Genomic DNA, 25159 nt, shown 5'->3' with positions numbered 1-25159 from the left:
TGGGAAAATACGCCCAATTACTATCATGAACTGTAATATCATTTAAATCGCCACCTGTTTGAAAAGGGCTTCTTTTTGGGGTATTATAAGTATGGGTGGCTTATGGAAAAGGGTACGGATTTTCTTGTGGAATTTGGAGGATTGAGGGAGGATGAGGACTTTCGAAGTTGGCTCACCCAGCAACCAGAGGCATACAGTCAGCTTGAAGAGATTCGCATAACCTCGTTAAGATTCAATAAAGCAAGCAGGGCTTACTTCTTGAAGGAACAGCGAAAACACTTCGATCTATACTGGTTTTCAGTATACAGCAGAAAATAACCCAAACTTCCACTACATTGTGGATTAGTTTAAGCTACATATTAATTATCTTAATCTCGTCAAATAAAAAAAGCCGACTGAATTACCAGCCGGCTTAATTGGGGATTTTTTAAAATCGGGACGACTGGATTTGAACCAGCGACCACACCCACCCCAAGGGTGTACGCTACCAAGCTGCGCCACGTCCCGCAGTGCTTTCTCTGTCGAGAAAACAGGTTATATCAAAGACTTAATTCCAAGTCAAGGAATTTTTCATATATTGTCAAAATGCCGTAAAACCCTGCAAAAAGCGGAAATATCGTGAAGGTAAACGTACCCCGACATAGCAAAAAACTACCCTTCAATGTGTTCTTTCTTCGTAACCGCTTCCGCCTTAACACGATCCAGAAGCAGCGCCAATGCAGGCTTAACATTCTCTCTGATATCACCAGCAACAACAAGGAACAAAAGGTCGTCACCCGGCTTCATAACTCCGGACTTCGCCTCGATGGCGATATTGTAAATCCCTTCCATCTCGAGGATTTCTTTCCTTATCTCCTCTATCTTATCGTAATCGGGATAGACCTCAAGCTTGGTAACCTTTGATTTATCCCCACGGGAGCTTCCCCTCACAATACCGTTGTGCACTAGGATCATCCCAACGTTCTCTGCGAAGTCTGGGTCCTGCTTCATCTCTTCAATCTTCTTTGAAATATCCATGAACAACCTCGAGTCTTAGATTTCAGAATTATAAGGATACCGAAGAATACCCCGCCAGTCCAATCACAAAACCATTCTCACCGATAATTACCCATGTTCTCTTCCCTTTACGGCTTGTATCGTTTACATTAAATTTAATAGGAACAATTATTTTAGAGGGGTTTAATGGACATCCTAACAGCTTCGGCTGTCTTTATCATATCAACAGCGGTTATTGCAGTAAGCGGTACTTACCTTGCGAAAACATCCGATGAGCTTGCGGATGTAACAGGTATGGGGGAAGCAGTATTTGGTGCCGTTCTTCTCGGCGGAACAACATCTCTTCCCGGAATCATAACCTCCGTAACCGCCGCATACTCAAACCATCCCGAGCTTGCCGTAAGCAACGCAATCGGCGGGATCGCCGCCCAGACATTCTTTCTCTCCATTGCTGATATATCATACAGAAAGACCAACCTTGAGCACGCCGCAGCATCATTTCCAAACCTGATGCAGGGCACAATGCTCATCGCCCTGCTCTCTCTGGTTATGGCGGGCATAGCGGGACCATCGGCGGAGATCTTCCATTTCCATCCGTTCTCCCTCCTGATTATCATCTTCTACATTGGAGGCTCAAAGCTGGTTTCAAAGGCTAAGGACGAACCTATGTGGCGCCCCAGGCTTACTAGGGAAACGGTTGAGGATGAGCCTGATATTAAGAATATTCGCAAACTCAGCATGAAAGCCCTGATCATAAAATTCGTTCTGCTTGCCGCTGTAGTGGGTACTGCAGGTTACAGTGTTGCAGAATCGGGGATCATCATCGCAGACAAGACCGGCCTTTCCGAATCGTTGGTCGGAGCCCTGTTCACAGCAGTTGCCACTTCCCTTCCAGAGCTTATTGTATCTGTGGCGGCCGTTCGTTATGGCGCATTGACCATGGCCGTGGGGAATATTATCGGAGGAAATACATTCGACGTAATGTTCGTGGCGTTTGCGGATTTCGCCTACCTTGAGGGGAGCATACTGCAGGCGGTTACGATGAACCAGGTATACATGATCGCCATGACCATACTTATGACAGGTGTTTTGATAATGGGCCTGCTGCACAGAGAGGAGCAGGGGCTCGGCAAGATAGGCTGGGAGAGCAGTCTCATATTCGCTGTTTACATACTTGGCAATGCTTTTCTATTCTTTCTAACCTGAGTTTATAAGAAACTGGAGCTTACCCGAAGTATGAAAGAAACTGCTCCAGAGTTGCATTAGGCGCACCGTTTTTAATATGCCTGTAATAATACCTTTTAAGATTTTGAGGTGGTATTGAGTTCTCTTTGACGTATTCGATTATCTCCGCAATGGGCGTTCTGTGGAAGAACTCTCTGACAGTGTGCTCAAAATCACCGGGCGACCTTTCGTTAATAATGAGCTCAGCCACATCAGTTGTTTTCAATGTTGTCATGTACCTTTGCTCCAAGCCTAAACTGCATTCTGACGCTTACTGATAAACTCATCAACAAACCTTCTCAGTGCATTCCTGATAAGGTCCTCAATATCCTCAAACTCTCTTCTTTCACTCCGGCTAATGCTAACTTCCTTCATGATGATCCCAGAGCAGTCCTCCATGAATGTCATAAGACCGCTGTCACTTAGCTGTTGAACGAAATCATCGGTACTAGACCCTGGTCTGTTCTGGAAGTACATGGCAATCCTGTTTTCCCAAATACTTTCACCCTTCTTCATATATCTACCTCTCGGCTCTTCACCGGAAACTGAAAAAACGGAACTTCCCCCCTGAATAAAATCAGTCCGGCAGGCGAACCTATATTAAATATTTCTTAATTCTGCTTATTTTACCAAGATAGTCATCAAGCTCCACATCATGCCCGGATAAACCGGTTTTGTAGTTCTCATAACGTCTTATTCTCTCAAGTTCGGATTCTGTCCTTGATCTTCCTGAATCAATAATTCTGAAGTTCTCGTTTCTCTGCATGTCTTTTAATTCTCCTAAACTAAAAAGGGCTCCCCCCTTATCTTACAATCCGGCGATTGTGCTTAATAAACATGCAATCACTGTGCCATAAAGAATATTTGACTATTAATAAATTATTAATTGCATATGTTAAAATTTGGTTGATTAATAAGGATCTTAGATACGAAAATAGAACTTGAATGCAACTTTTATACATTTATGATGCAACTTTTGTTGCAGCCCTACAATAATTGTTGCACTCTTTCTTAAGGGTAGCGGATATAAAACTGCTTGTAATGAAAATGAATTATTTTTATAATGTGCAAAACAGATTGAAGGGTACAACTTCCCGGTTGATTTTTCAGTGCAGATAACAATGAGGTAGCCTATAGTATGAAGCCAACGATTATAATCGTTGATGATGAAAAGAGTATTTTAGAAGCCTGTGAACTGGTTTTACGTTCAGCCGGCTACGAAAACGTGATCCCTGTACAGGATGGCAGAAATCTGCACGATACCCTCTCAGACAACCCCTATTCCATAGTTCTGCTTGATCTTAACATGCCCCATATTACAGGAAAGGATCTCCTGAACAGCATTGTTAAGGAATATCCCAACATACCGGTAATCATCATCACAGCAAACTCAGATATCGATTCCGCAGTGGACTGCCTGCGAGTGGGTGCATACGACTACTTGGTTAAGCCCCTCGACATAAAGAGGCTGCAGTCATCCATAAAGAACGCCGGCGAACTGCTTAACCTAAGATATGAGGTTTCCTCCCTGAAGTACCAGGCATTCAGGGAGGAGATAAAAAGGCCGGAAGCGTTCTCCCATGTGCTAACAGCAAACCCGAAGATGTCATCCATATTCAGCTATATCGAGGCTATATCAAACTCTGGCCAGCCTGTGCTGGTGCTTGGGGAGACAGGTTCGGGAAAAGAGATGATCGCAAGAGCCATACACAATTCCAGTGGCCTTGAAGGTGATTTTATTCCTGTGGATCTCTCCGGGCTGGATGATACGATGTTCTCCGATACGCTTTTCGGCCATACAAAGGGGGCTTACACCGGTGCGGACAGGGAGCGGCAGGGTCTTGTGGAAAGGGCCGCAGGCGGTACGCTCTTCCTCGATGAGATAGGTGATCTGAACGAACAATGTCAGCTCAAGCTCCTCCGTCTGATTCAGGAGGAGAAGTACCTCCCCCTTGGCTCTGATAAACCCAAGAGGTCGAAGGCGAGGATTGTTGCTGCGGCAAACAAGGAGCTGCATAACATTGTCGGCTCAGAGTCGGGACTGAGGAAGGACCTGTACTTCCGTCTCAGCACACACCTTATTATAGTCCCCCCTCTGCGTGAAAGACCGGAGGATATACGCCTTCTTACGGAGTACTTTGCAGAGCAGTCCGCCGAAGCCATGGATAAACCTAAGCCCGGTATTGATGAGGAGATTATCAATATCCTCTCCTCTTACTCATTCCCCGGAAATGTCCGTGAGCTCAAGGCTCTTGTGGTTGATGCTGTTGCTTTCTCAACTGGCGGAAAATTCCCTGCGGAGATCCTTCGTTCAAGGATGAATACCCACCATACGGTCACAAAGAGCAAGGACACCAACCCTAACGACATCCGTACATTCTTCGGTAAATTTCCCACACTGTCTGAGATGACAGAGCATATTATTGATGAAGCAATGAAGGTCTCGAACAACAACCAGAAGGAGGCGGCAAGGCTTCTGGGGATATCAAGACAGGCGCTCAACAAACGACTCCTAAACCGAAAGGAGCTTTCTGAACAACAGTAATATACATTTGATATAAGGAAACTTATGTCGTAAAGTATATGGAGCTCTCATCATTTATTGGGACTGGCACATGATTTCTTCGGAAGTATATTTATAATCACCAGGCATCCAGACCACTTAACGGAGGCCCTATGGCTGAATTAAAAAAGATACCATTATCAGAACTTAAAACCGGAATGACCGTTGCAAGGGCGGATAGAGCAGGTATATACTTCCCCTTCTACGGAACGCCCATTAAGGATGAAAAACCGATCACCACCCTCCGCAGGGCTGGTGTGGAGTTTGTGTTTATAAAGGAAGAGAAGAAAAACAGCGAATCCTCTCTCTCCGAAGGTGATAAGCTCATTGAGCAGGAGCTTATCGAGCGAACTCAGGATATGGACAAGGCTGAGTTCATCTCTGTGGAAGACACCTCTCCCACCATCGAGGAGGTAAAAAGGGCAGCCCTCATCCACCGGCGTGCCAAGGAGGTTGCCAAGGGGATCCTCACAGATGTCCGCATGGGCAAATCCATCGACACCAACGCCACCAAGGATGTTGTGAACGAGCTTGTGATCTCCTGCATGAACAGCCCCGCAGTTTTTGCCAGCATGACAAGGCTTAAGGACTACGACGACTACACCTTCACCCACTCCCTCAATGTAAGTATCATAAGTATCGCCATAGGCAGAAGGCTGGGCAAATCTGAGAAGGATCTATCCCTCCTAGGTCTCGCCGGCATCATGCACGATGTGGGAAAGATGCTCATACCGGACAGGATCCTCAACAAGCCGGGCAAGCTCACCGATGACGAGTTTAAGATTATACAACAGCACCCTGAGAAAGGGTATGAAAGGTTGAAAAAGGATACAAAATTCCCCGAGGATGTTTCCATAGCAACACTTCAACACCATGAAAAGTCCGACGGATCCGGTTATCCCTGCGGGCTCATGGAGAGGCAGATAAATCCGGTGGCTAAGATTGTCTCCATCGCCGATGTTTACGATGCTGTAACAAGCGACAGGGTCTACCATAAGGGGGTATCCCCCTCCGAAGCTCTCAAGCTTATCTTTGAGAATGCAGGAAAGCACTTTAATGAGACTCTGGTGAAATTCTTCATAAACATCATGGGTATATACCCCGTGGGCACGCTCCTTATTCTGGACACGCAGGAGCTGGCCATTGTTTTTGAAACCAGCCAAAAGGATATAATGCGCCCCACTGTGTTAATGATAACCGATGAAGCTGGCAAGCCCGTTGTGCCTTACCTCTTTGATCTGAGGCAGAACTCCATTAAAACTGGAAAACCTCTTAAAAAGATCATATCATCCATACGGTCGGAGAAATACGGTATAACAACAAATGAGATTATTAATGACTTCGTCTCCGGTAACCCGAAGGCGGTCAAGGTAGGCTGATAAAATAGACGGAATGCTCAGCATCTATATAGGCTCAACGGTTCTCATAGCCCTTGTTGTGTATCTCAGCTGGCGGTATGAGCTTAGTCTGGAGAAGACTACGGTTATCTCAACATTACGGGGCTTTATCCAGCTTATTCTTCTGGGGTATGCCCTTAAATATATCTTCGCCCTTGAGCACCCGGCATGGATAATCCTTGTTATACTTTTCATGACCACCTTCGCTACCCATGCCGCAAGGCAGAGGGCAAACAAGAGGCTGGGGAGCTACAAAACCGCCTTTCTCACCATACTCATATCATCCGGACTGACACTATCCCTCATGTACTTTCTGCGTATCATCCCCTTTGAGATAGAGAAGGCGATACCCGTCGCAGGGATGGCCATCGGCAAAACTATGAATACCTATGCACTTATGGTGGACAGGCTCGAGGGTGAGGTTCAGAAGAGCATAGATATAATCGAAGGTAAAATCGCTCTGGGTGCAAACCTGAAGCAGGCGCTCCAGTCTGTGGAGAAGGCCTCCATACGGATGAGCATGATTCCGGTTATTAATAATATGGCAACGGCGGGTGTGGTTTTCATACCCGGCATGGCAACGGGAATGCTGCTCGCTGGAGCAAGCCCTGTTTACGCCGTATCGTTTCAGATAGCGATATTCTGTATGATAATCTCAGTAAGCATCCTTACTGGTATAATAGGCACAACACTCTTCCGCAGCACCGTTATGTCGGCGGCTATGCTGCGCCCTGCGGATGAAAACTCCTAGCACTCCTTTTGGAAACAGAGCTTTCGGCTCCCTGTCTTTCCGGTAACTATTCTTTCACTTACGTAAAGGGGTACATCCATTTTGAGTGAAAAACGGATTGCATCGGAGGGGCGACAGTCTATATCCTTCTCAACACCCTCAACGTTAAGGTAGAGCTTGGCTGTGAAAACTCCGTCAACGTAATCCTCAATGACAACCCTGTCCACGTTCACATCATCCAGCCCCTTCAAAAGGAAACCGATGGAGTTTATCAGGTTTCTCTCATCGGTATTTTCACCGCAGAGCCGTTTATGAATCATTCTTGCGCCGTCGCTTCCGACGGGGATAGGGAGAACGGTTAATGAATCCAAGGACTCCAGCAGTACCATATACCGCTGGGTAATAGGCTCCTTCAGCACCTGTTTGATCGTCACTTCCTGCATAATTCCAATCCTCTTAAGTTATCTTACCCTTCCGTGGAGACTGTTCGGCTTTGCCTCGTCTATATAGACCATAACGAAGTCCCCCGGCTTGAGATCCCTGTCAGATTTAAAGTTAACTACCCTATTCTGCCTGTTCCTTCCAGTGAAATGTTTTGCATCACGCTTACTCGCCCCTTCTACCATAACCTCAACGCTCTCCCCCTCGAAACGGGTGGAATTCTCCATAGAGATACGCCTCTGCACATCCAGAAGCTCGGCCAGACGCATCTTCTTAACGGAGAGGGGCACATCATCCTCAAAACGCTCCGCACCGGTTCCGGGTCGAACGGAGTAGTTGAAGGCGAAAAGGGTATCGTAGCGTATCTCCTCCAGCGAATCAATGGTTCGGCGGAAATCCTCATCGGTCTCTCCGGGAAATCCTACAATAAAGTCTGAGGAAAGAGCAAGCCCCGGGATCTGTTCTTTTGCTGCCAAAACCTTATCACGATATTCCCCGTAGGTGTACTTCCGGTTCATCCTCTTCAGTACAGAATCGGAACCCGCCTGGAGCGGGAGATGGAGGCTTTCACAAACCACGTCAATATCTTTAACAGCCTCAACAAGTTCATGTGAGAAATCCTTTGGATGGGATGTCACAAAGCGTAACCTCTTCACACCCTCAATCTCACTCACCTTAGTTAGAAGTTGTGGAAAATCTATTTTTTCTTCAAGGTTTTTTCCGTATGAGTTCACATTTTGTCCAAGAAGAGTTATCTCCCGGGCACCTTTATCTGTAAGATAGCTTATCTCATCCAGTATCTCGGAGACATCCCTGCTCTTCTCACGCCCACGTACATAGGGGACGATGCAATAGGAGCAGAAGTTATCACACCCTTTCATGATCGTAACGAAGGCGCTCGGGCCTGTTTCCCTCTCAAAACCGGGCAAAGTGAGCTCGCCGGAATCCATCTCGGTGAAGCAGACCTTCTCCCCCTTCTCCACAAGGCTTACAGCCTCCTGAAGCCTTCCCACGGCATCGGTTCCAAGGACGAAGTCTGTCTGGGGGAAGGATTTGATAAGGTTCTCCCCCTCCTGCTGGGCAACACATCCACACACGCCTATCTTAAGCTCTGGATTTTTCCCTCTAAGCTGCTTAAGCCGCCCGAGTTCACTTCCGACTTTGTGCTGGGGTTTTTCTCTTACGCTGCATGTATTTATAAGGCAGTAGTCCGCATCCTCGGGGGAATCTGCCTGTGAAAAGCCCATGGCGGTGAAGAATGCGCCTATCCTTTCCGAATCGTACTCGTTCATCTGGCACCCGTAGGTGCTTATATAAAAACTCCTGCTCAATTTCTCAGTATGCTCCTTCTTTCTTTATCACAACCCCGAGGGTCTTCATAATTATCAGTATATCGAGCCATATGCTCCAGTTTATAACGTACCAGCTGTCCAGGCGGACACGATCATCGTATGCAGTATCACTCCTGCCGCTTACCTGCCACAGCCCTGTTATACCGGGCTTAACCATGCGGTAGTATTCGCCGTCTTTACCGTAGTGCTCCTCTATCTCGCTTTCCACTATGGGTCTGGGACCCACGACGCTCATATCACCCTTTAGAACATTGATAAACTGGGGCATTTCGTCAATGGATGTTTTGCGCAGGATTCGCCCCACTTTGGTTATGCGGGGGTCATTCTTAAATTTGCGGCTCCGTCTCCACTCCTCTGCCCTCACTGGATCGTTCTTAAGGATATGCTCAAGCCTTTCGGCGGAATCGGTATACATGGAACGCATCTTGAGTACACGAATCCTCTTTCCGTTCTCCCCCACCCGCTCGTGGCTGTAGAAGATGTTCCCCCTCGAATCCAGCTTTATGAGTATCCCCGCAACAAGCATGATAAGCCCAACAAAGGGGAGAACTGCTAGGGTGAAGGCTATGTCGAAGGCTCTCTTGGCGTATTTATTGAAGCGTGAGGCGAGGTTGTTTTTCGCCTTAAGCAAGAATGTCCTGTGGCGAAAGAGGTAATGAAACTCACTGTTCATCATTATCCCGCGTCCTGCATCGGGAACGGTTACAATACCCTTTATCCGCCTGCGCACCTTTGTGGTAAGCTCGGTTATCTCATCCTGGGTAAACTCGCTCTCCACGAAAACCACTGTATTAACAGCCTCGAGGAGTGAATCGATTCCGCCGGTGTATACTGGGTATTCATGCCCCGCCGCCCGCAAAGTCTTTGAGCCGCATTCAAGCTTCCCGTAGAAGCCGTATATCTCATACCCGTAGTTCCTCTCCGCCAGAATCGCCTCAGCGGCAGAGGCGGAATCTGCACCGCATCCGGCAACAAGGATTTTATCCGTACCCACCCCTAGAGCAAAAAGAACCCTTTTGCCTGCTATGCGGAGAAGGGGGAAGATAAGCATGGAATAGAACCAGAGAAAGAAAAGCGTAAGACGTGATACCATATCGGTCATGCGACCGATGGATACGAGGGCAAAGACTATGAGCAGACTGAAGGTTACAGCGCCCATAATGTTCTTTGCCTCCTCCATGGCGGGCTGTCTGCCACCGTAGAGCCCTTTGTAGGAGATGGTTCCAAGGAGTATGAGAGGGATCCACCAGAGACCTGCAAAGTAGGCAAATGAGAACTCGAAATCTATGACCCCGGGGAAAAGAACATCCACTGCGGTTCTTGAAAGCACCGCCGCCTCAAGGGAAGTATAAAAGGCAAGCAAATCTATGATAATAAGAAAGATAAAGAAACTGCGCCTAGCCATCACTCAACCTTTTTATCGCCTCGTAAACACGCTCCGGCGTAATCTCTTCCATGGGAAAACCCTTAACATCCTCGAAACCGAGGCTTATGACAGGCTTGCCCGATGCCAGTGATATTACGTTACCGCATCCACCCCACCTGTCCGGACGGACGGGTCCGCATATATCCACAACACGGCAACCAAGAGCCGCCGCAAGATGCATTATACCCGTATTAACACTGATTACAAGCTTAGAGCAGACAAGAAGCCGTGCCGTATCCTCAAGGCTATTACCCGTGAACGCCCTACCTCCGCACAGCTTCGCCAGCTCCTCCGCCCTTCGGGCATCCTTGGCTGCTCCTGTGATGACTATATCGCAATTTCCGAGCATGGAAGCCAGCTTTACCCAGTTATCATCCCGCCATTCCTTCTTCGCCGCAAGCCTTCCACCGGAAAATGGGTGGAAGACAACAACATCCCCCTTTTCAGGCTCTTTATCAAGCCCTATGGACGGTTCTGCTCCTGTGGTGACACCCACCTGTTTTATGAGGCATCGGTAATTATCAAGCTCATGGAGCGTTCCGGAGTGTGGAACGGTTATATCGTAGCAGTAGTGCCTGTACTGGGAGGGCGTACGGAAGCCGATACGGCATTTCCCCTTTGATGAGAGCGTTAGAAGTGCATCGAAGCGTGGCCATGAACCGAAATCAATGGCCAGATCAAACTCCCCCAGCCCCCTCACGGTACGAAATGCCCCAACGGGGTCCTTGTGGTTAACTGGCACAACCCTGTCTACCCCGTCTATCATCCCTGCCAAAGGTGCGTTATCGTGCCCTGTGACAAATACAATGCTGCATCCGGGGAAGCTTCGGCGAAAATCCTCCACCACTGCAGAGATCAACACAGTATCACCTATGGCTGCGCTCTTTATGAAAAGAACACGCCTGAGGCTCCGGGGGATTGGGCGTTTTATCCTGAAGACGGAAAGTGAGAACAGGAAAGGGGGCAGCACATACCTGTCCAGAAAGCGTATTAGCCCCCCTGTTCTGCCCATATTACTTTATATATCCGCCGGTATTCTCCAGCACCATCAAATACTCTCCAACACCCTCTTCAAGGGTTCGGAAATCCCCCTCATAGCCAATCTCACGAAGCTTTGAGAGATCCGCCTGGGTATATGCCTGATACTTCCCTTTAAGCTTCTCGGGGAAGGGAACAAACTCAACCTCAACATCCGGATAGCTCTCCTTCATAGCCTCTGCAATGTCGAAGAAGCTTCTTGCCTTTCCAGTTCCGCAGTTGAAGATGCCTGAGAGCTTGGGGTTTTCGAAGAAGAACATATTAACATCCACAACATCCTGAACGTGAATGAAGTCCCGCCGGAAATCCTTGCTCCCCTCAAAGAGCTTGACCTTGTTGTCCTCCTTCATCTGGTTGAAGAAGTGATATGCAACGGAAGCCATACTCCCCTTATGATTCTCCTGGGGACCGTATACGTTGAAATAGCGAAGCCCCACAACCTGGGAATTAAGCTTGCCGAGCCCTCTTATATAGTTGTCGAAGCTGAACTTGGAGAAGGCATAGATATTCAGAGGATACTCGCACTCCTCCGCTTCAACAAAGCCGTCGTCCCCGTTGCCGTAAATTGAGGCGGAGGATGCATAGATGAAGCGGATCTTCTTCTCAAGGGCGAAGAGGAGGAGTTCACGGCTGAACTCGTAGTTGTTCTCCATCATGTAGCGGCCGTCCGTCTCCATGGTGTTGGAGCAGGCTCCCTGATGGAAGATAACATCGATATCCTCCTCGATATAGCCTAGGAATTCGAAAAAATCTTTCTTATCAACATAATCTCTGTATTTAAGCCTGTTAAGGTTCAGGTGCTTCTGAGAGTTTGAAAGGTTATCGACTATGAGGATATCGTCTATCCCCCTGTCGTTCAGCCCTTTCACAATATTGCTGCCGATGAATCCGGCTCCGCCTGTTACTATATACATTCTATTCTCCTTTACTCTTATCGATTATTTTAGTCGTGGAATAGCCGTCCACAAAGTCGATTATTACCGTCTTTGCGGCATACTCACGCCCCACAACAGTTTCTGGGGTGTAGTCCCCCCCTTTCACAAGGAAATCGGGCTTAATACGGGAGAGCATCTCCGCAGGGGTATCCTCACCGAAGGGTACAACGTAGTCCACCGATTCCAGAGCGCTCAGAACCTCCGCCCTGTCCTCTTCGCTGTTAACAGGTCTCGATTCACCCTTGAGCCTTCTCACCGATTCATCGGAGTTAAGCCCGAGAACAAGCACATCCCCCAGTTCCTTGGCCTGCTTGAGATAGGTCACGTGACCTTTATGGAGGATATCGAAGCATCCATTGGTGAAGACAACCTTCTTCCCCCTGCCACGAAGCCCTTCCAGCTCGTCCATGAATTCATCAAGGGTCATATATGAACGCCTTGTGTTAAGACTGTTCAGTTCGTCGATCTTAACGGGGACGGTGCCCATCTTGCTAACAACGATACCCGCCGCCTTATTGGCTGTGATCGCAGCTTCCTCGAGGCTTGCACCTCTGGAAAGGGAAGCGGCCAATGTGGCAACCACCGTATCCCCCGCACCGGAGACATCGTAGACCTCCTTGGCAACGGTGGGTATATGAACAACGCTCTCCTCGGTGATAATACTCATCCCCTTCTGGGATCGGGTTACTATAATGGATTTAACACCGAAACGTTCGATAACCTCACGGGCGCATTCGATTATCTCATCGTCCTCGTTCGGGATGTTTCTCCCGGCGACCTCGCCGAGCTCCTTCACATTGGGGGTAACGATATCCGCCCCCTTATAGCGTGTCCAGTCATGCCCCTTGGGGTCTATGATAACGGGTATCTCAAGGCCTATGGAGCGGCCGATTATATATCTGCATACCTCATCGGTACATACACCTTTGCCGTAATCGGAGAGTATCACAGCACCGCACCCATCTATGGAGTCATCCACACGCCGGCGCATCTCCTCCATATCATCAGACTGAAGAGGAGCGGGCTCCTCGAAGTCGAGCCGAACTATCTGCTGTTTCTCCCCCACAACACGAAGCTTGGTCACTGTGGGGAAATCACGCTCAATGAAACTGCATTCCGCCCCAATCTCGCTAAGGAGGGAGCGGACCTGCTCCGCATTCTCATCCCTGCCGCAGGAACCAAGTACAACGGCATCAGCCCCCAGATGGGCTATATTGCTCACAACGTTTCCCGCACCGCCAAGGGTGTCCCGGGTACTGTTTACCTTAACCACGGGTACAGGTGCTTCGGGGGAAATCCTCCCCACGCTTCCAAAGAAGTACCTGTCCAGCATTATATCTCCGACAACCAGCACCTTAACGCCGGTAAAATCGTAAACCTTCATCCTTTCTATCTCCATAAATTCATGAAATTTTATCAGTTCCGTGTGGAACAGGGGGTATTTTTAGCACGAAGATAGGATTAACTCAATCAGTTACTCCGACAGCATCTCACGCAGACGGCCCTTCTTGCGCAGAGACTCCTGATAGTTAGGGTCACCGGGGCGTACCTGCTCCAGCCAGTACAAAGCATCGTTCAGCTCAACATCGCTCGGTTTCTGTCTTTCGAGGAGCTCGTTATACCTCTCTGAACCAATCCTGTAGGCTATCTCACTCCGAAGGCGCATGGAGCGCTCGGTCTGTTCGGGAAGGGTGTTAAGCGCCTCAAAGGCACGCTCACTGTAACCCTGTTCAAATAGTCTCTGAGCTCGCTTGAACTGCTGTTCGGGGGCCTTGTTAAGAACCGTTTCCGATTCGGAGGCTATCTTCTTCATAAGCTCCAGTGCCTCCTCGTAGGAGACCGAATCCGATGGCACATTATCCGCAAGGTCATAGGCACGGGACAGGCTGAGCTTTGCCTTATCGTACTCACCCTGCATCGCCTGATTCATACCCTGCTGGTAGAGCTTTTTAGCGTTTTTGAGATTTTCAAGACCGGTTATGATAGCATAAAGATCACCCTTGAGTATGAGTGCACGGCGGTTGTACTGGTTCTCGTCCAGCGCCTGCTTCACAGTTTCATGGGCTTCGTAGTACCGCTCTTCCTCGTAAAGTTTTTTCGCCTCCCGGTAGTAATCCCAGCTCTTGTCCTGCATGGTGTTGTATATACCCGCAGCGGCCAGTATAAAACCGAGAGTCAGGGCTATTATCGCCCTTTTCCACCGTTTGCTCATTGAAGCTGGCTCTCCAGATACGCCTTGATATCCTCGGCTTTAACCTTAGCGGTTATCCCCTTCGCTTCATCGGTTTTGCCAAGCTTAATCTTTGCCATGGCAAGGAAGTAACGCTCTCTGTCCTCATCAGCATCCTGCATAAGAGACTCAAGCTCTTTGTACCGCTCACTGTCCAGCAGGATCTGCGCAATGCTCTCTCTGTTGGAACAGCCGCTAAGGACATCGAAATCGCCGGGATAGAGTTTCTTATCTATCATGTACGGTATGTAGTCGCATATATCTATGAGCCTTTCATCCGAAAGACCATCCACGAATTCTGTGAGACCTTCGCCTCCGTTTTTCACAAGGCAGGCGGTTTTAAGCCTTACAAACTCACGTCCACCGCCGGGGATACACCTGTCTGCAAGGGAACAGTCAAAGCTTTTGTCCTGCTCTCTGTATGCCTCTATAGCTCGGCAGTATACACCTTTGTCGTAGTTGTACTTGTCGCCGTGGAGCTCGTATATATCTGTATAGATCTTATACTTTTTAAGATCCCACACCCGGGAAAAGGCCAGAGACAGGATATCCCTGTCCTTATAAACCTCGTATACATCCCAGAAGTCGGGGAAGTTTCCGTTCTTGTAGAAGTAGTGTCCGAAAAAACGTGCCTGGGATTTATTAAGCTTCTTCTCATTCAAGGAGTTAAAGAGTTTTTTGACCGATTCAGGGTGGTCCTTTATCTCCAGGGCTGCGTTCACACGCACATCCGTTCCTCTCCCCTTATCCGCCACAATGTCTGCAACATCCGAATCCACCGGGCATTCGGAATCAACATATATATCGATCCTCCGGGGCCCTGCATCCTCCTGCAGATAAGTTTTCGCACCCGTACAGTCGAGCCTTACAAGCATGCGCATACGATCGGTAAGCATCTGTACCCTGTCGAAACGCTCATCCTGCACATCCTCGATCTGCTGAAAGTACGCATAGGCCTCTTTGTAGTCTTCGCCGATTATTTTTATGCGGTAAAGGAGGTATTTGCTGTAGTTAATCTTTGCTGTTTCCGATGCATCGGCAAGATACTCGTTCAGGCTCATCTCGGAGATTTCATATAAGCCGTCCCGAAAGGCGTTAAGCCCCACAAGGTAGTCACCCTCTGCACTGCGGGCAGAAGGTGCCGAGACTAAAATAAGGATGGCCGCAAGGAATGCGGCCCCAAGGTTTTTCGTAATGTAAACGGGAAATACTCTGGATACTCCCCCTAGTCTTTCAAGCATTGTGCAAGCACCTCAACGGGGTGTTTTATCTTTTTATCCGACATGTGCTCCATCTGGATGGTGCATGTGGGGCAGTCGGTAACACCGTAGTCGCAGTGTGCGGCATTCAGCTTACGCAGCATAGGCTCGCCTATTTTAGCAGAGGTTTCATAGTTTTCCGCCATCATTCCCCAGCTTCCCGCCATACCGCAGCAGGAGCTGTTCATATCCTCCACCTCAACGCCGGGGATATTACCCAGCATCTCAACGGAAGCGTTATCATCCTTCTGAACCCTCAGATGGCAGGACTTGTGATATGCAAGCTTGAGGCCACACTCCTTCATATCAAGCCTGTCAAGCCTCCGGTTTACCAGAGTGCTTATATGGATCGTCTTCTCTTTGATCTCGCTTATTATATCATCGCTTAGCATATATGCCCACTCTTTCAGAAGTGAAAGCCCGCAGGAGGAGCATGTAACAACGACATGATCCGCCTCTTTGACCATATCACCCCATTTATCAAGGTTCTTCTTGATCCTGGCTCTCGTCTCCTCAAGCATACCCTTGGAAATAAAGGGGACACCGCAGCAGACCTGTTCGGGAACGCTTACCCTGCAGCCGAGCTTTTCGAGAACGTCCACTGCGCTTGTGCCAATCTCCGGATTGATATATCCGGCGTAGCACCCTGCGAAGTAAACTACCTTAAGATCCCCACCTTCGCCAAACTCTCTTCCATCCAGTCTTTCATAGAGGGACTTACCTTTGAAAGATACAAAGGGACGCTCGGCTGATACACCTGTAACAAGCTCCATAGCCTTTCGGTTAAGCTTGAGCTTCATACTTGCGGCGATGAGCGGGCTCACCTTATGGGTGTATTTACCCATAAGATCGCAGCTTGATACTATCTTCTTATCAAGGGGTGCTCCGACACGCTTAACATACTGCCCCTTCGCCTCGATGGCGAGCTTCGGGATATTTACGTTAGAGGGGCACTCCATAACACAGCTTCCGCAGTTGACGCATTTATTCATGACGCTCTGGAAGGCCTGCTCATAGAGGGATTCATTATCTATGGCGCCGCTGATCAGTGCACGAAGGACGTTCGCCTTCGCCTTCGGGGCGGCGGTTTCATCCCTTGTGGCCTTAAAAACGGGGCACATGCGGGTTGCGGTGGTAACAGTCGTACATTTTGAGCACCCGTGACACTTCTCAGCCTCATCGGTGAACCCTTCGTTCCATACCAGCATCTTCCCGGTGAGATCCCTGCTGCCGTAGTCCGAGCCGAAACGGAGGAACTTCTGCATCTGATATGGGTCATGTATGGTTTTTATATCGGGATTGAGAAGAAAGTCACCATCAAGGATGCTCTTTGTCTCCATAAAACAGCCGTAGAGGTCCTTGTACTGGTCCTTGACATAGGTGGAGCGGATTCTGCCGTCCCCGTGCTCACCGCTCACGACTCCGCCGAGGGAGCTAACCAGCTCAAACAATTCATCGGCAAGAATTTTGAGAAGGTCTATATCGTGGGGATCCTTCATATCAAGGAGGGGTCTTGTGTGGAGGAGCCCCTTGGCTATATGGCCGTAAATGACGAAATCGCACCCGTGTTTTTCAAGGAGGGAGTAGATCCCTTCGAAGTACTCCACAAGGTTGTCCGTAGGTACAGCGGCATCCTCAATAAGAGCGATGATCTTCTTGCGCCCCTGCAGTTTATAGAGTATCGGAACCGCAGCCTTGCGCACAGCCCAGAACTTTGCCTTCTCATCGGCACTGGCGGCGACGTTCGCTTCGGTGGTAAGATGCTCCACCGTCTTCATAGCTTCTTCGGCCTTCTCCCTCGTTTCGTTCTCATCAAAGCCGTCGTACTCGATCATAAGAACGTTGTCGATACCCTCGGGTATCGCCTTCTTGAGCTTTTCGTCGGATTCACGTGCAAGGTTCAGCAGGGATTTATCCATTATCTCAATACCGGAAGGACCGGAGGGCAGAACCGCCTGAACAGCCTTTGCGGACTTGACGATATCATCGAAATAGGCAACAACGAGGCTGTCGTAAGGGGGCTTTTCATGGAGGCGGAAGGTCATGCGGGTAACTATGGCAAGGGTCCCTTCGGAACCGCCAAGGAGCTTACCGAGCTTAAGCTGACCATCCTCCACTAGGGAGCGTAGGTTATAGCCGGAAACGTTGTATTTAACATCGGGGTAGCCGTTCTCTATGGTCTCCCTGTTCCTTTCATAAAGATCAAATAACCTTCTGAAGCGTGGAGGAAGTTTATCATAGGGAGTCTGTTCGATCTCTTTTATGGTTGTGACAAGACCGTCACTGAAAACAATCTCCGCATCCTCGATATAATCCGATACGTTGCCGTATTTAACCGAATGGGCTCCGCTGGCGTTTGTTCCGTACATGCCCCCGAAGCTGGCATATTCACCGCTTGAGGGATCCGGCGGGAAGAAGAGATTCTTACCCTTAAGTTCCGCCTCCAGCTCTCCGAACCGGTAGCCAGGCTGGCAGGTGAAGGTTTTCCCTTCGGAGTCTATCTCTATAAGCTTGTTCATGTATTTGGTAAAATCGAGGACAATACCACGCCCCACACTCGAACCACAAAGGCCGGAACCGGCTCCTCTGGAGTGTATTGAGAGTCCGTAGCGTGTGGCAAAGGCCGTTACGGCGAGAACATCTTCCCTGTCCAGGGGATAGATAACGCAGGCGGGCTCCACCCTGAAAATACTTCCGTCTGTGGAATGGAGGTATCTGCGCACCGTATCGGTGTATACATCACCCTTTATGTTATCCGATAGTTCCTCAAAGATATTTCTCGTAAGCTGGGGCATTTCATCTCCTCACATAAGATCGTATCAGTTTAGCGGTTAAGTATTAATAATAGTTTAAAACGCAAAAATTGAAAGTGAATTTATCCCCATAATTCCTCCGTTTAGTGATCATAATGCTTGCCAAATAAGACACTGGTGGATTATCGTTACCGTCATGAAAAAGATAAGAATTGCTGTAACCATAGGTGACCCTTCAGGTGTAGGCCCGGAGATTGCCGCCAAGCTCGCCCTTGATGAAGAGATAAACAGAATTGCAGAGCCCGTATTCATAGGCTACAGGTTCATTATGGAACACGCCTTCAAGAAAATTCTTGGACGGGATATACCCGAAGACATAATTATTGAAGAACCCGATGCTACCGAAGAATTCGAGCTTATCCCCGGAACTATCAGAGGGGAGTACGGTAAAGCATCCATGATGTTCATAGAAAAGGGTGTCGACATGTGCATGAGCGGCAATGCAGATGCGCTATGCACCTGCCCCATAAATAAGAAGGCGATCCAGCTCGGAGGATACCCCTACCCGGGACATACCGAGTTCCTCGGCTACCTCACCAGAAGCACCAGTTTCTCCATGCTCCTTGTGGGAGAGAAGATCCGAAGCGTTCTAGCGACTACCCACCACGCCATCGCTGAGGTTCCCGAGATCCTGAACGAGGATAAGATCATTACCGCCGTAACAAACGCCCATAAAGCGGGCCCCTTCTTTGTCGGCAGAGAACCGAGGATAGCCGTCTGCGGTCTTAACCCCCATGCGGGCGATAACGGTGCTCTCGGTATAGAGGAGCAGACCTTTATTAAGGATGCGATCCGCAAACTGCGCAGGAAGGGGATAGACATCGATGGTCCCCTTCCTGCAGATTCTGTTTACCCAAAGGCGCTCAAGGGTGAATACGACTTTGTCGTTGCCATGTACCATGACCAAGGGATGATCCCTGTCAAGATGGAAGCCTTCGGGGAGGCTGTTAACGTAACGCTGAATCTTCCCATCGTACGTACCTCTGTGGATCACGGCACAGCCTTCGACATTGCAGGAAAAAACACCGCCGGTTACTCAAGCCTTAAAAAGGCGTTCACAACCGCTGTTAAGATGGTGGAAAATGCTCGATCTGCTTAGCATATTCAAATCCGAAGCGGGAAGAACAAAGAAATACTTCGGTCAGCACTTCCTCACCAATCCCCACATACTCGAGCTTATCGCCGAAAGTGCGGGAGTTGGAAAAGGTAGCAATGTGATGGAGATAGGACCCGGCTGCGGAGTGCTCACCCATCGCTTCCTTGAAAGGGGTGCCAGTGTACAGGCTGTGGAGATAGACGGCGATCTAGCCTCCTTCCTGAAAAGATATCTGCATATATACCCCGGTTTCTCCGTTATCAACGAGGATTTCCTCAAAGCGGATCTCAGCCTTATTGAGGGTGAGGATCTAATCATAGCGGGCAACCTCCCCTATAACGTCTCTGTGGATATCACCGTAAGATGCACAGATCTCCACAGCCGCACCAAAAGCATGGTGTTCATGTACCAGAAAGAGGTTGCGGACAGGATCAATGCAAAACCTAAAACGAGGAATTACTCCTCCATAACCGTACTAACCGACTACTACTACACCAAGAAAAAGGTGCGTGACATATCGGGCGGACAATTCTGGCCCAACACAAAGGTAACCTCAACCATACTCCTCTTCACCCCGAGGGAGAGACAGCTTGAGGATAGTGAAACCGAACAGCGGTTCCTAACCTTCGTTCGTACTTGCTTCCAGAAGAAGCGTAAAACCCTTCGCAACAACATGGCCGCCCACGGAAATGCCTCCGAACTCATAAGACGTGCAGGCTTCAAGGAGAGCATACGGGCGGAGGAAATGGAGCTGGAGGATTTCATAAAGCTATTCAGGATAATAAATGAAAACAACGAGATTTGACGAGCTTACATTTACGGTTTTTGATACGGAAACCACCGGAATATCACCCAAAAAAGGGGCTAAGCTGTTGGAGATAGCCGCAGTTCGTGTGGAACCGGGCTTTAAGATAAACCTTAACGAAAGATTCGAAACACTCATCGACCCCGAATGCAGCATCCCCTATCAGGCCTATGCAGTGCACGGAATCAGCCGTACCATGGTTAAGGGGAAGCCCACCGACAGGGAGGTTATACCCTCCTTTCTTGAATTTACAGGCGAAAGCATTGTAGCAGCCCATAACGCAAGGTTCGACTGCTCATTCATAATGCACTGCGTTGATAAACACTCACTCGGGGATGTGCCCCCCATGGTTATCGATACAGTGAAACTTGCCAGAGCCGCCTTTCCCGGTCTGCCAAGCTACTCCCTTGATAGCCTTATGAGAAACCTTGAGCTGGATGTACCCCTCCCCGCAACATACAGGCACAGAGCACTCTTCGATGCGGCACATACCGCACTCCTTCTGGCAAATTGCTTCAAAGAGCTGTATGCCAGAGGAATAGAGACTCCCGAGGCACTTTACAATGACACAAAAGGATCATTTTACCGCTGGCCCGCTTAAAGCACTTGCAAAAATGATAGAACACAAATAGAATTTTACTGTTTTAATAACAATCATACTTATACTACTAAGCCCGCCGAGGAGGAACCATGGGTATAAAGGACTTCCTGACGGAAAAGATCAAGAAAGTCAGCTCTACTAAGAAGGATATAAAGGAGAATCTCTGGTCGAAATGCTCCCATTGCGGCGAGATTAGCTACTGCCAGGAGATTGAAGACAACTTTCAGTGCTGTCCAAAATGCGATTTTCATTTTCCCGTCTCAGCATTACAGAAGATCGGATTCATAACCGATGAGAATACATTCACGGAGTTTGACTCCGGCATCCGCTCACTGGATCCGCTGAAATTCCGTGATTCAAAGAAGTACCCCGACCGGATCAAGGCGGCTGTCAGAAAAACCGGAATAAACGATGCATTCATCTCCGGCGTTGGAGCTGTTAACGGGCGTGAGGTTAATATCGGCGCCTTCGAATTCGCCTTCCTTGGCGGAAGTATGGGAAGCGTTGTGGGTGAGAAGATAACCCGCCTTGTGGAGAACGGCATCCACCATGGAAGACACGTTGTAACCATAAGCTGTTCCGGCGGTGCTAGGATGCAGGAGAGTATACTCTCCCTCATGCAGATGGCAAAAACCTCCGCCGCCCTCACTAAGCTTAAGAAAGAAGGACTAGGTCATATATCACTGCTGACAGACCCCACCACCGGCGGAGTTACCGCAAGCTATGCGATGCTTGGGGATATTATTATTGCTGAGCCCGGCTCACTCATTTGCTTCGCAGGACCCAGAGTTATCGAACAAACCATACGCCAGAAGCTCCCCGAGGGCTTCCAGCGTGCAGAGTTCCTGCAGGAACACGGTATGGTGGACTTTGTCTCCCATAGAAGGGACTGGAAAAACAACATACACACCGTGCTGGATTTCTTCGGAAAACAGTAATTGAGTTCCGAAACACTCTTCGGTGAACATTACAGAGTAACAGGGGAGTTCAAAAACCTTGAGCTCACCCTCGGGCGCATTGAGACTGTGCTGGATATTCTCGGATTTGAGGAATCTTCTCTGGGTCATGTTATCCATGTAGCCGGCACAAACGGCAAAGGCTCCACATGCTCCTTCATCCGTGATATCCTTGAGGAACAGGGGTATAAAACCGCCCTATTCTCCTCACCACATATAGAAACGGTCCGTGAGAGAATTGTTCTGGATTACGATCTGATCTCAGTGGATGATTTCGACAGGATATTCAGCGGCATCAAAGACCTCTGCACAGAACACAACCTAAGCTATTTCGAGGCTTTAACCGTATGCGCCCTGCTCTATTTTGCGGAGAACTCCCCCGATTACACCATCCTCGAAACAGGACTCGGCGGAAGGTTCGACGCCACCAACATTATAGAAAACAAGACCCCGGTAATAACAACCATAGCCTACGACCACGCCGCATATCTGGGGAATACCATATTCAAGATAGCGTGGGAGAAGCTAGCCATAGTCAAAAAGAACTCACCCGTTTTCGTCGGCGCAAACACCGGTGATGTGGCTGATTTAATCCGCGTAAAGCTCCGGGATAAAGCTATCTTCATCAAGCCGTTCTCCGAAAACGAGAGACTTCCAAGACCCTATGATGCAAACCTCAGGCTTGCCGAGGCTGTCTGCTCACACCTGCTGAAAGAAGATGTCCTCTGCGAAGACCCCATACTCCCCATGTGCAGAATGGAGAGAATAGGCAACATAATACTGGATGGTGCCCATAACCCCAACGGACTTCTTAGCCTGCTCACCGGCATGGGTCCTCCTCCAGCCGTTATCGTTCTTTCTTCCACCGAAGAGCGGGATATTCTAAAGATGACAGCCATCGCAGAGCGATACTGCCGAAAGGTTATCCTCACCGAAATACCGGATAACGAGAGGAGCGTAAATCTCTCCAAACTCCCGTCGGGACCTTACACATTGATACCCGACTGCTCTAAAGCCCTTAATAAAGCGGTTGAAGTCGCGGGAAATGCTGATATACTTGTTTCCGGATCGCTCTATCTATGTGCTGCGGCTCGTAAACTTCTCTGGGAAAACGGCATTTAAATGAGACCCTTACTTCTATTCTCTCTACTCTTTCTGTTCGCTATATCTGCTTATGCAGAAAGCGTTACCCTTACGGCGGATACCATAACCAGCCCGGACAACAAAACCTTCAACGCCGAGGGGAATGTTGTGATCCTGCGGGACAACGCCACAATGAAAGCGGACAGGGTTAGATACAACAAGGAAACGGGCCTGCTCGAAGCCTTCGGTTCTGTAAGGGTTCTTGAGGGAAACAACCAGTTTACCTGCAACCGTCTCAAATACGATACAAACACAGAGAAAGGCACATTCTACGATGCTGAAGGGTTCGTTGAACCATTCCACAGGTTTCAGGCAGAGAAGCTGGAAAGAACGGGGGATGTTACCTACATACTCAACAAAAGCAGATTCTCCACCTGCTCCGGTCCTGTCCCCGATTGGTCCTTCACCTCCTCCTATGCAAGGATGGATATCGGTAAATACATAAAGGCAAACCACGCCGCCATGCGTATAAAGGATGTACCCATAGCCTACACCCCCTACTTCGTCTACCCAATTAAGAAAGAGCGTGAGAGCGGCCTGCTTATCCCGAAGATAGGTAGCTCTTCAAAGCGGGGAAGCTATCTGGGGCTTAAATACTTCCATGATATCGATGTAAACAAGGACTTCACCATCGGTCTGACCCCATACACCAGCGGACTTTATCAGATGATCGGCGAATACAGGCATGTGATAACGGAGAACGAGCGTGTATACCTGTACGGCGAATATATGGACGACTGGATGAGCGAATCCGATGAGCAGGACCGCTGGATGCTGTTTCAGGATACAAACCTTAAAACTTCCAAAAATACAGAGCTTTACCTTGATGTTAACTACGTCTCCGACTTCCGTTATCTGCGTGACCTTGGCGATCTTGAGATGCTTCAGAGCCAGACCCAATACGACAACCCGGATAACAAATTCTACGCCGAGGCAAAGTTTATCGGCAGATGGAAATACGCCGATGCCGCAGTTCGCCTCAAGAACGACATGCAGTATCGGGATTACGACGACAGCTACAAACGCACCGATGTATACCGCTCACCCAACCTCTACGTTAAGAAGAACCTCCGGTTCACAAACTTCGGTATCAACTACAGGGCAGACTTCGACCGTGTGCGCTATTCCGAATACCGCTACTATATGGATACAGAGAATTCACGCTCCATACAGCAGAAATACACCCGACTGCACGCCTCAACGGAGTTTTATGTTCCCATCAACATGCAGATCGCCACATTACGCCCTTCTATTACCGTTTACGCCACACACTGGAGCGACTTTGACAAAGAAGTGAGCGTAAAGGAGACTGGAGACCACTTCTACGCAGAGATCGAAGAGGATGGCGGGGTAATAAACCGCAGGCTATACAAAGGAGCGTGGCAGATTTCACTAAACGAGATTTACAGAAAATACGACAGCTTCAAACACTCCATATACAACACATTCCGCTACGAGGAGATACCCGAGCTAAACCATTCCGGCATACCGGATAGAATCCCCTATGACGAAATTGAGAAGAGAAAGCTATACACCTATACACTCAAAAACTACCTCAAAGGGGATGACTGGACCTTCAAAGGGGGCTTCGATCAGGGTTATGACCTCCACGAGGATCAGTCCCGGTTCACACCTCTCACAACAACAGCGGAAATGGAGTACGGCGAGGATATATACATCTACGCCAGGCACAAATACGACTACTACAGCAACGATACCGATTATCTGAACGAAAGGGTAGAATTCAGGCACGGCCTCTTCTTCGTCTCCGAGGAGTACACCTACGACAACAAAGAGGATGATGACGACTACGAGGAGGGGGATGAGAACACCTCCCTTGAATACTCCCTCGGTGTTACACTCCCGAAGCTTGATCTGAGGCTTTCCGCCAAGACCTCCGGATATAACAGGAACCTGAGCATCGGAGATCTGGACACAAAGACATACACCGTGGACGCCATATATAAATCCGACTGCTGGAATGCCGGGTTCACATTCATATCAAAGGACTATAACCCGCTGGATAAGGATGGACAGCGCTCCAGCACAGAACAGATTATTTATCTTACAATAACATTGAGGGGTCTGGGAACCTTCCGGAGCCCGGTTTCAACCATACGGAGCACAGATGAAGTTGACAACTTGGACTAATAA

24 protein-coding genes and 1 tRNA gene are annotated in these 25159 nt (G+C 48.8%); 11 read left to right on the top strand and 14 right to left on the bottom strand.

Features of this window, described 5'->3' with window-relative positions; all coding sequences use genetic code 11:
• Positions 1 to 102: 102 nt before the first annotated feature.
• Positions 103 to 318: a hypothetical protein gene (locus K300_RS0101775; protein WP_022849948.1), complete on the top strand. Its 216-nt coding sequence runs from the start codon at positions 103 to 105 to the stop codon at positions 316 to 318.
• 115 nt (positions 319 to 433) lie between these two features.
• On the opposite strand, the gene K300_RS0101770 is transcribed toward K300_RS0101775, so the two are convergent.
• Both K300_RS0101770 and K300_RS0101765 read right to left on the bottom strand, forming a co-directional pair.
• Positions 434 to 507 (bottom strand) — tRNA-Pro (locus K300_RS0101770).
• 144 nt (positions 508 to 651) lie between these two features.
• Complete coding sequence (locus K300_RS0101765) at positions 652 to 1017, bottom strand: molybdenum cofactor biosynthesis protein MoaE (RefSeq protein WP_022849947.1); 366 nt, start codon at positions 1015 to 1017, stop codon at positions 652 to 654.
• A 165-nt stretch (positions 1018 to 1182) separates the two neighbouring features.
• Here K300_RS0101765 and K300_RS0101760 point away from each other — a divergent pair, with 165 nt between their 5' ends.
• On the top strand, positions 1183 to 2202 hold the full coding sequence (locus K300_RS0101760) for a sodium:calcium antiporter (RefSeq protein WP_022849946.1): 1020 nt from the start codon (positions 1183 to 1185) through the stop codon (positions 2200 to 2202).
• A gap of 19 nt (positions 2203 to 2221) precedes the next feature.
• Here K300_RS0101760 and K300_RS0101755 read toward each other — a convergent pair whose 3' ends face one another.
• From K300_RS0101755 to K300_RS16655, 3 genes are all read right to left on the bottom strand, one after another.
• Positions 2222 to 2455, bottom strand: coding sequence for a hypothetical protein (locus K300_RS0101755; protein WP_022849945.1), 234 nt, complete (start codon positions 2453 to 2455; stop codon positions 2222 to 2224).
• Positions 2456 to 2472: 17 nt separating this feature from the next.
• Positions 2473 to 2736: a hypothetical protein gene (locus tag K300_RS0101750; RefSeq protein WP_022849944.1), complete on the bottom strand. Its 264-nt coding sequence runs from the start codon at positions 2734 to 2736 to the stop codon at positions 2473 to 2475.
• A 79-nt stretch (positions 2737 to 2815) separates the two neighbouring features.
• Complete coding sequence (locus K300_RS16655; RefSeq protein WP_022849943.1) at positions 2816 to 2986, bottom strand: hypothetical protein; 171 nt, start codon at positions 2984 to 2986, stop codon at positions 2816 to 2818.
• A 372-nt stretch (positions 2987 to 3358) separates the two neighbouring features.
• On the opposite strand from K300_RS16655, the gene K300_RS0101740 reads away from it, so the two are divergent.
• From K300_RS0101740 to K300_RS14195, 3 genes are all read left to right on the top strand, one after another.
• A complete protein-coding gene (locus tag K300_RS0101740) occupies positions 3359 to 4765 on the top strand; it encodes a sigma-54-dependent transcriptional regulator (RefSeq protein WP_022849942.1) in 1407 nt (468 codons plus the stop codon).
• A gap of 131 nt (positions 4766 to 4896) precedes the next feature.
• Positions 4897 to 6162 (top strand): HD-GYP domain-containing protein, encoded by a 1266-nt coding sequence (locus K300_RS0101735; protein ID WP_022849941.1) that lies wholly within the window; start codon positions 4897 to 4899, stop codon positions 6160 to 6162.
• A gap of 13 nt (positions 6163 to 6175) precedes the next feature.
• Positions 6176 to 6931: an ABC transporter permease gene (locus K300_RS14195; RefSeq protein WP_022849940.1), complete on the top strand. Its 756-nt coding sequence runs from the start codon at positions 6176 to 6178 to the stop codon at positions 6929 to 6931.
• On the opposite strand, the gene K300_RS14190 is transcribed toward K300_RS14195, so the two are convergent.
• The 9 genes from K300_RS14190 to K300_RS0101685 form a co-directional block, all read right to left on the bottom strand.
• Positions 6928 to 7353, bottom strand: coding sequence for a bifunctional nuclease family protein (locus tag K300_RS14190; protein WP_022849939.1), 426 nt, complete (start codon positions 7351 to 7353; stop codon positions 6928 to 6930). The two genes, K300_RS14195 and K300_RS14190, sit on opposite strands and share 4 nt — an antisense overlap.
• A gap of 18 nt (positions 7354 to 7371) precedes the next feature.
• Positions 7372 to 8682 carry a tRNA (N6-isopentenyl adenosine(37)-C2)-methylthiotransferase MiaB gene (miaB, locus tag K300_RS0101720; protein WP_022849938.1) on the bottom strand — a complete coding sequence of 437 codons (1311 nt, stop codon included), beginning with the start codon at positions 8680 to 8682 and terminating at the stop codon, positions 7372 to 7374.
• Positions 8683 to 8686: 4 nt separating this feature from the next.
• The gene (gene wbaP / locus K300_RS0101715) at positions 8687 to 10108 is read right to left on the bottom strand and encodes an undecaprenyl-phosphate galactose phosphotransferase WbaP (RefSeq protein WP_022849937.1); all 1422 of its coding nucleotides are present in this window, start codon (positions 10106 to 10108) and stop codon (positions 8687 to 8689) included.
• Complete coding sequence (locus tag K300_RS0101710; RefSeq protein WP_022849936.1) at positions 10101 to 11141, bottom strand: glycosyltransferase family 9 protein; 1041 nt, start codon at positions 11139 to 11141, stop codon at positions 10101 to 10103. Before K300_RS0101710 ends, wbaP begins: the two co-directional genes overlap by 8 nt.
• 1 nt (position 11142) lies before the next feature.
• Positions 11143 to 12081 carry an ADP-glyceromanno-heptose 6-epimerase gene (rfaD, locus tag K300_RS0101705; RefSeq protein WP_022849935.1) on the bottom strand — a complete coding sequence of 313 codons (939 nt, stop codon included), beginning with the start codon at positions 12079 to 12081 and terminating at the stop codon, positions 11143 to 11145.
• A gap of 1 nt (position 12082) precedes the next feature.
• Positions 12083 to 13486 carry a bifunctional D-glycero-beta-D-manno-heptose-7-phosphate kinase/D-glycero-beta-D-manno-heptose 1-phosphate adenylyltransferase HldE gene (gene hldE / locus K300_RS0101700; protein WP_022849934.1) on the bottom strand — a complete coding sequence of 468 codons (1404 nt, stop codon included), beginning with the start codon at positions 13484 to 13486 and terminating at the stop codon, positions 12083 to 12085.
• A 90-nt stretch (positions 13487 to 13576) separates the two neighbouring features.
• Positions 13577 to 14314, bottom strand: coding sequence for a hypothetical protein (locus K300_RS0101695; protein ID WP_022849933.1), 738 nt, complete (start codon positions 14312 to 14314; stop codon positions 13577 to 13579).
• Positions 14311 to 15573: a hypothetical protein gene (locus tag K300_RS0101690; RefSeq protein WP_022849932.1), complete on the bottom strand. Its 1263-nt coding sequence runs from the start codon at positions 15571 to 15573 to the stop codon at positions 14311 to 14313. Before K300_RS0101690 ends, K300_RS0101695 begins: the two co-directional genes overlap by 4 nt.
• A complete protein-coding gene (locus tag K300_RS0101685; RefSeq protein WP_022849931.1) occupies positions 15558 to 18386 on the bottom strand; it encodes an anaerobic glycerol-3-phosphate dehydrogenase subunit C in 2829 nt (942 codons plus the stop codon). The genes K300_RS0101690 and K300_RS0101685 overlap by 16 nt, the downstream gene beginning before the upstream one ends.
• A 154-nt stretch (positions 18387 to 18540) precedes the next feature.
• Here K300_RS0101685 and pdxA point away from each other — a divergent pair, with 154 nt between their 5' ends.
• From pdxA to K300_RS0101655, 6 genes are all read left to right on the top strand, one after another.
• A complete protein-coding gene (pdxA, locus tag K300_RS0101680; protein ID WP_022849930.1) occupies positions 18541 to 19503 on the top strand; it encodes a 4-hydroxythreonine-4-phosphate dehydrogenase PdxA in 963 nt (320 codons plus the stop codon).
• A complete protein-coding gene (rsmA, locus tag K300_RS0101675) occupies positions 19487 to 20305 on the top strand; it encodes a 16S rRNA (adenine(1518)-N(6)/adenine(1519)-N(6))-dimethyltransferase RsmA (protein WP_022849929.1) in 819 nt (272 codons plus the stop codon). The genes pdxA and rsmA overlap by 17 nt, the downstream gene beginning before the upstream one ends.
• Positions 20286 to 20906: a 3'-5' exonuclease gene (locus K300_RS14185; protein ID WP_022849928.1), complete on the top strand. Its 621-nt coding sequence runs from the start codon at positions 20286 to 20288 to the stop codon at positions 20904 to 20906. The genes rsmA and K300_RS14185 overlap by 20 nt, the downstream gene beginning before the upstream one ends.
• A gap of 89 nt (positions 20907 to 20995) precedes the next feature.
• The gene (gene accD / locus K300_RS0101665) at positions 20996 to 21844 is read left to right on the top strand and encodes an acetyl-CoA carboxylase, carboxyltransferase subunit beta (RefSeq protein ID WP_022849927.1); all 849 of its coding nucleotides are present in this window, start codon (positions 20996 to 20998) and stop codon (positions 21842 to 21844) included.
• Positions 21845 to 22984 (top strand): bifunctional folylpolyglutamate synthase/dihydrofolate synthase, encoded by a 1140-nt coding sequence (locus tag K300_RS0101660; protein ID WP_022849926.1) that lies wholly within the window; start codon positions 21845 to 21847, stop codon positions 22982 to 22984.
• Positions 22985 to 25156, top strand: a complete 2172-nt coding sequence (locus K300_RS0101655) for an LPS-assembly protein LptD (RefSeq protein ID WP_022849925.1) — start codon at positions 22985 to 22987, stop codon at positions 25154 to 25156.
• Positions 25157 to 25159: the final 3 nt, after the last annotated feature.

The sequence above is a fragment of the Limisalsivibrio acetivorans genome (assembly GCF_000421105.1).
GTDB classification, from domain to species: domain Bacteria; phylum Chrysiogenota; class Deferribacteres; order Deferribacterales; family Geovibrionaceae; genus Limisalsivibrio; species Limisalsivibrio acetivorans.
The sequence above is the reverse complement of the archived record's forward strand: the minus strand, read 5'-3'. Positions and strand labels throughout refer to the sequence as shown.

Bases quoted from the DNA above. Each gene is read 5' to 3' on its own strand.
- K300_RS0101775 (WP_022849948.1), top strand. From the start codon at position 103: ATGGAAAAGGGTACGGATTTTCTTGTGGAATTTGGAGGATTGAGGGAG.
- K300_RS0101765 (WP_022849947.1), bottom strand. From the start codon at position 1,017: ATGGATATTTCAAAGAAGATTGAAGAGATGAAGCAGGACCCAGACTTC.
- K300_RS0101760 (WP_022849946.1), top strand. From the start codon at position 1,183: ATGGACATCCTAACAGCTTCGGCTGTCTTTATCATATCAACAGCGGTT.
- K300_RS0101755 (WP_022849945.1), bottom strand. From the start codon at position 2,455: ATGACAACATTGAAAACAACTGATGTGGCTGAGCTCATTATTAACGAA.
- K300_RS0101750 (WP_022849944.1), bottom strand. From the start codon at position 2,736: ATGAAGAAGGGTGAAAGTATTTGGGAAAACAGGATTGCCATGTACTTC.
- K300_RS16655 (WP_022849943.1), bottom strand. From the start codon at position 2,986: ATGCAGAGAAACGAGAACTTCAGAATTATTGATTCAGGAAGATCAAGG.
- K300_RS0101740 (WP_022849942.1), top strand. From the start codon at position 3,359: ATGAAGCCAACGATTATAATCGTTGATGATGAAAAGAGTATTTTAGAA.
- K300_RS0101735 (WP_022849941.1), top strand. From the start codon at position 4,897: ATGGCTGAATTAAAAAAGATACCATTATCAGAACTTAAAACCGGAATG.
- K300_RS14195 (WP_022849940.1), top strand. From the start codon at position 6,176: ATGCTCAGCATCTATATAGGCTCAACGGTTCTCATAGCCCTTGTTGTG.
- K300_RS14190 (WP_022849939.1), bottom strand. From the start codon at position 7,353: ATGCAGGAAGTGACGATCAAACAGGTGCTGAAGGAGCCTATTACCCAG.
- wbaP (WP_022849937.1), bottom strand. From the start codon at position 10,108: ATGGCTAGGCGCAGTTTCTTTATCTTTCTTATTATCATAGATTTGCTT.
- K300_RS0101710 (WP_022849936.1), bottom strand. From the start codon at position 11,141: ATGGGCAGAACAGGGGGGCTAATACGCTTTCTGGACAGGTATGTGCTG.
- rfaD (WP_022849935.1), bottom strand. From the start codon at position 12,081: ATGTATATAGTAACAGGCGGAGCCGGATTCATCGGCAGCAATATTGTG.
- hldE (WP_022849934.1), bottom strand. From the start codon at position 13,486: ATGAAGGTTTACGATTTTACCGGCGTTAAGGTGCTGGTTGTCGGAGAT.
- K300_RS0101695 (WP_022849933.1), bottom strand. From the start codon at position 14,314: ATGAGCAAACGGTGGAAAAGGGCGATAATAGCCCTGACTCTCGGTTTT.
- K300_RS0101690 (WP_022849932.1), bottom strand. From the start codon at position 15,573: ATGCTTGAAAGACTAGGGGGAGTATCCAGAGTATTTCCCGTTTACATT.
- K300_RS0101685 (WP_022849931.1), bottom strand. From the start codon at position 18,386: ATGCCCCAGCTTACGAGAAATATCTTTGAGGAACTATCGGATAACATA.
- pdxA (WP_022849930.1), top strand. From the start codon at position 18,541: ATGAAAAAGATAAGAATTGCTGTAACCATAGGTGACCCTTCAGGTGTA.
- rsmA (WP_022849929.1), top strand. From the start codon at position 19,487: ATGCTCGATCTGCTTAGCATATTCAAATCCGAAGCGGGAAGAACAAAG.
- K300_RS14185 (WP_022849928.1), top strand. From the start codon at position 20,286: ATGAAAACAACGAGATTTGACGAGCTTACATTTACGGTTTTTGATACG.
- accD (WP_022849927.1), top strand. From the start codon at position 20,996: ATGGGTATAAAGGACTTCCTGACGGAAAAGATCAAGAAAGTCAGCTCT.
- K300_RS0101655 (WP_022849925.1), top strand. From the start codon at position 22,985: ATGAGACCCTTACTTCTATTCTCTCTACTCTTTCTGTTCGCTATATCT.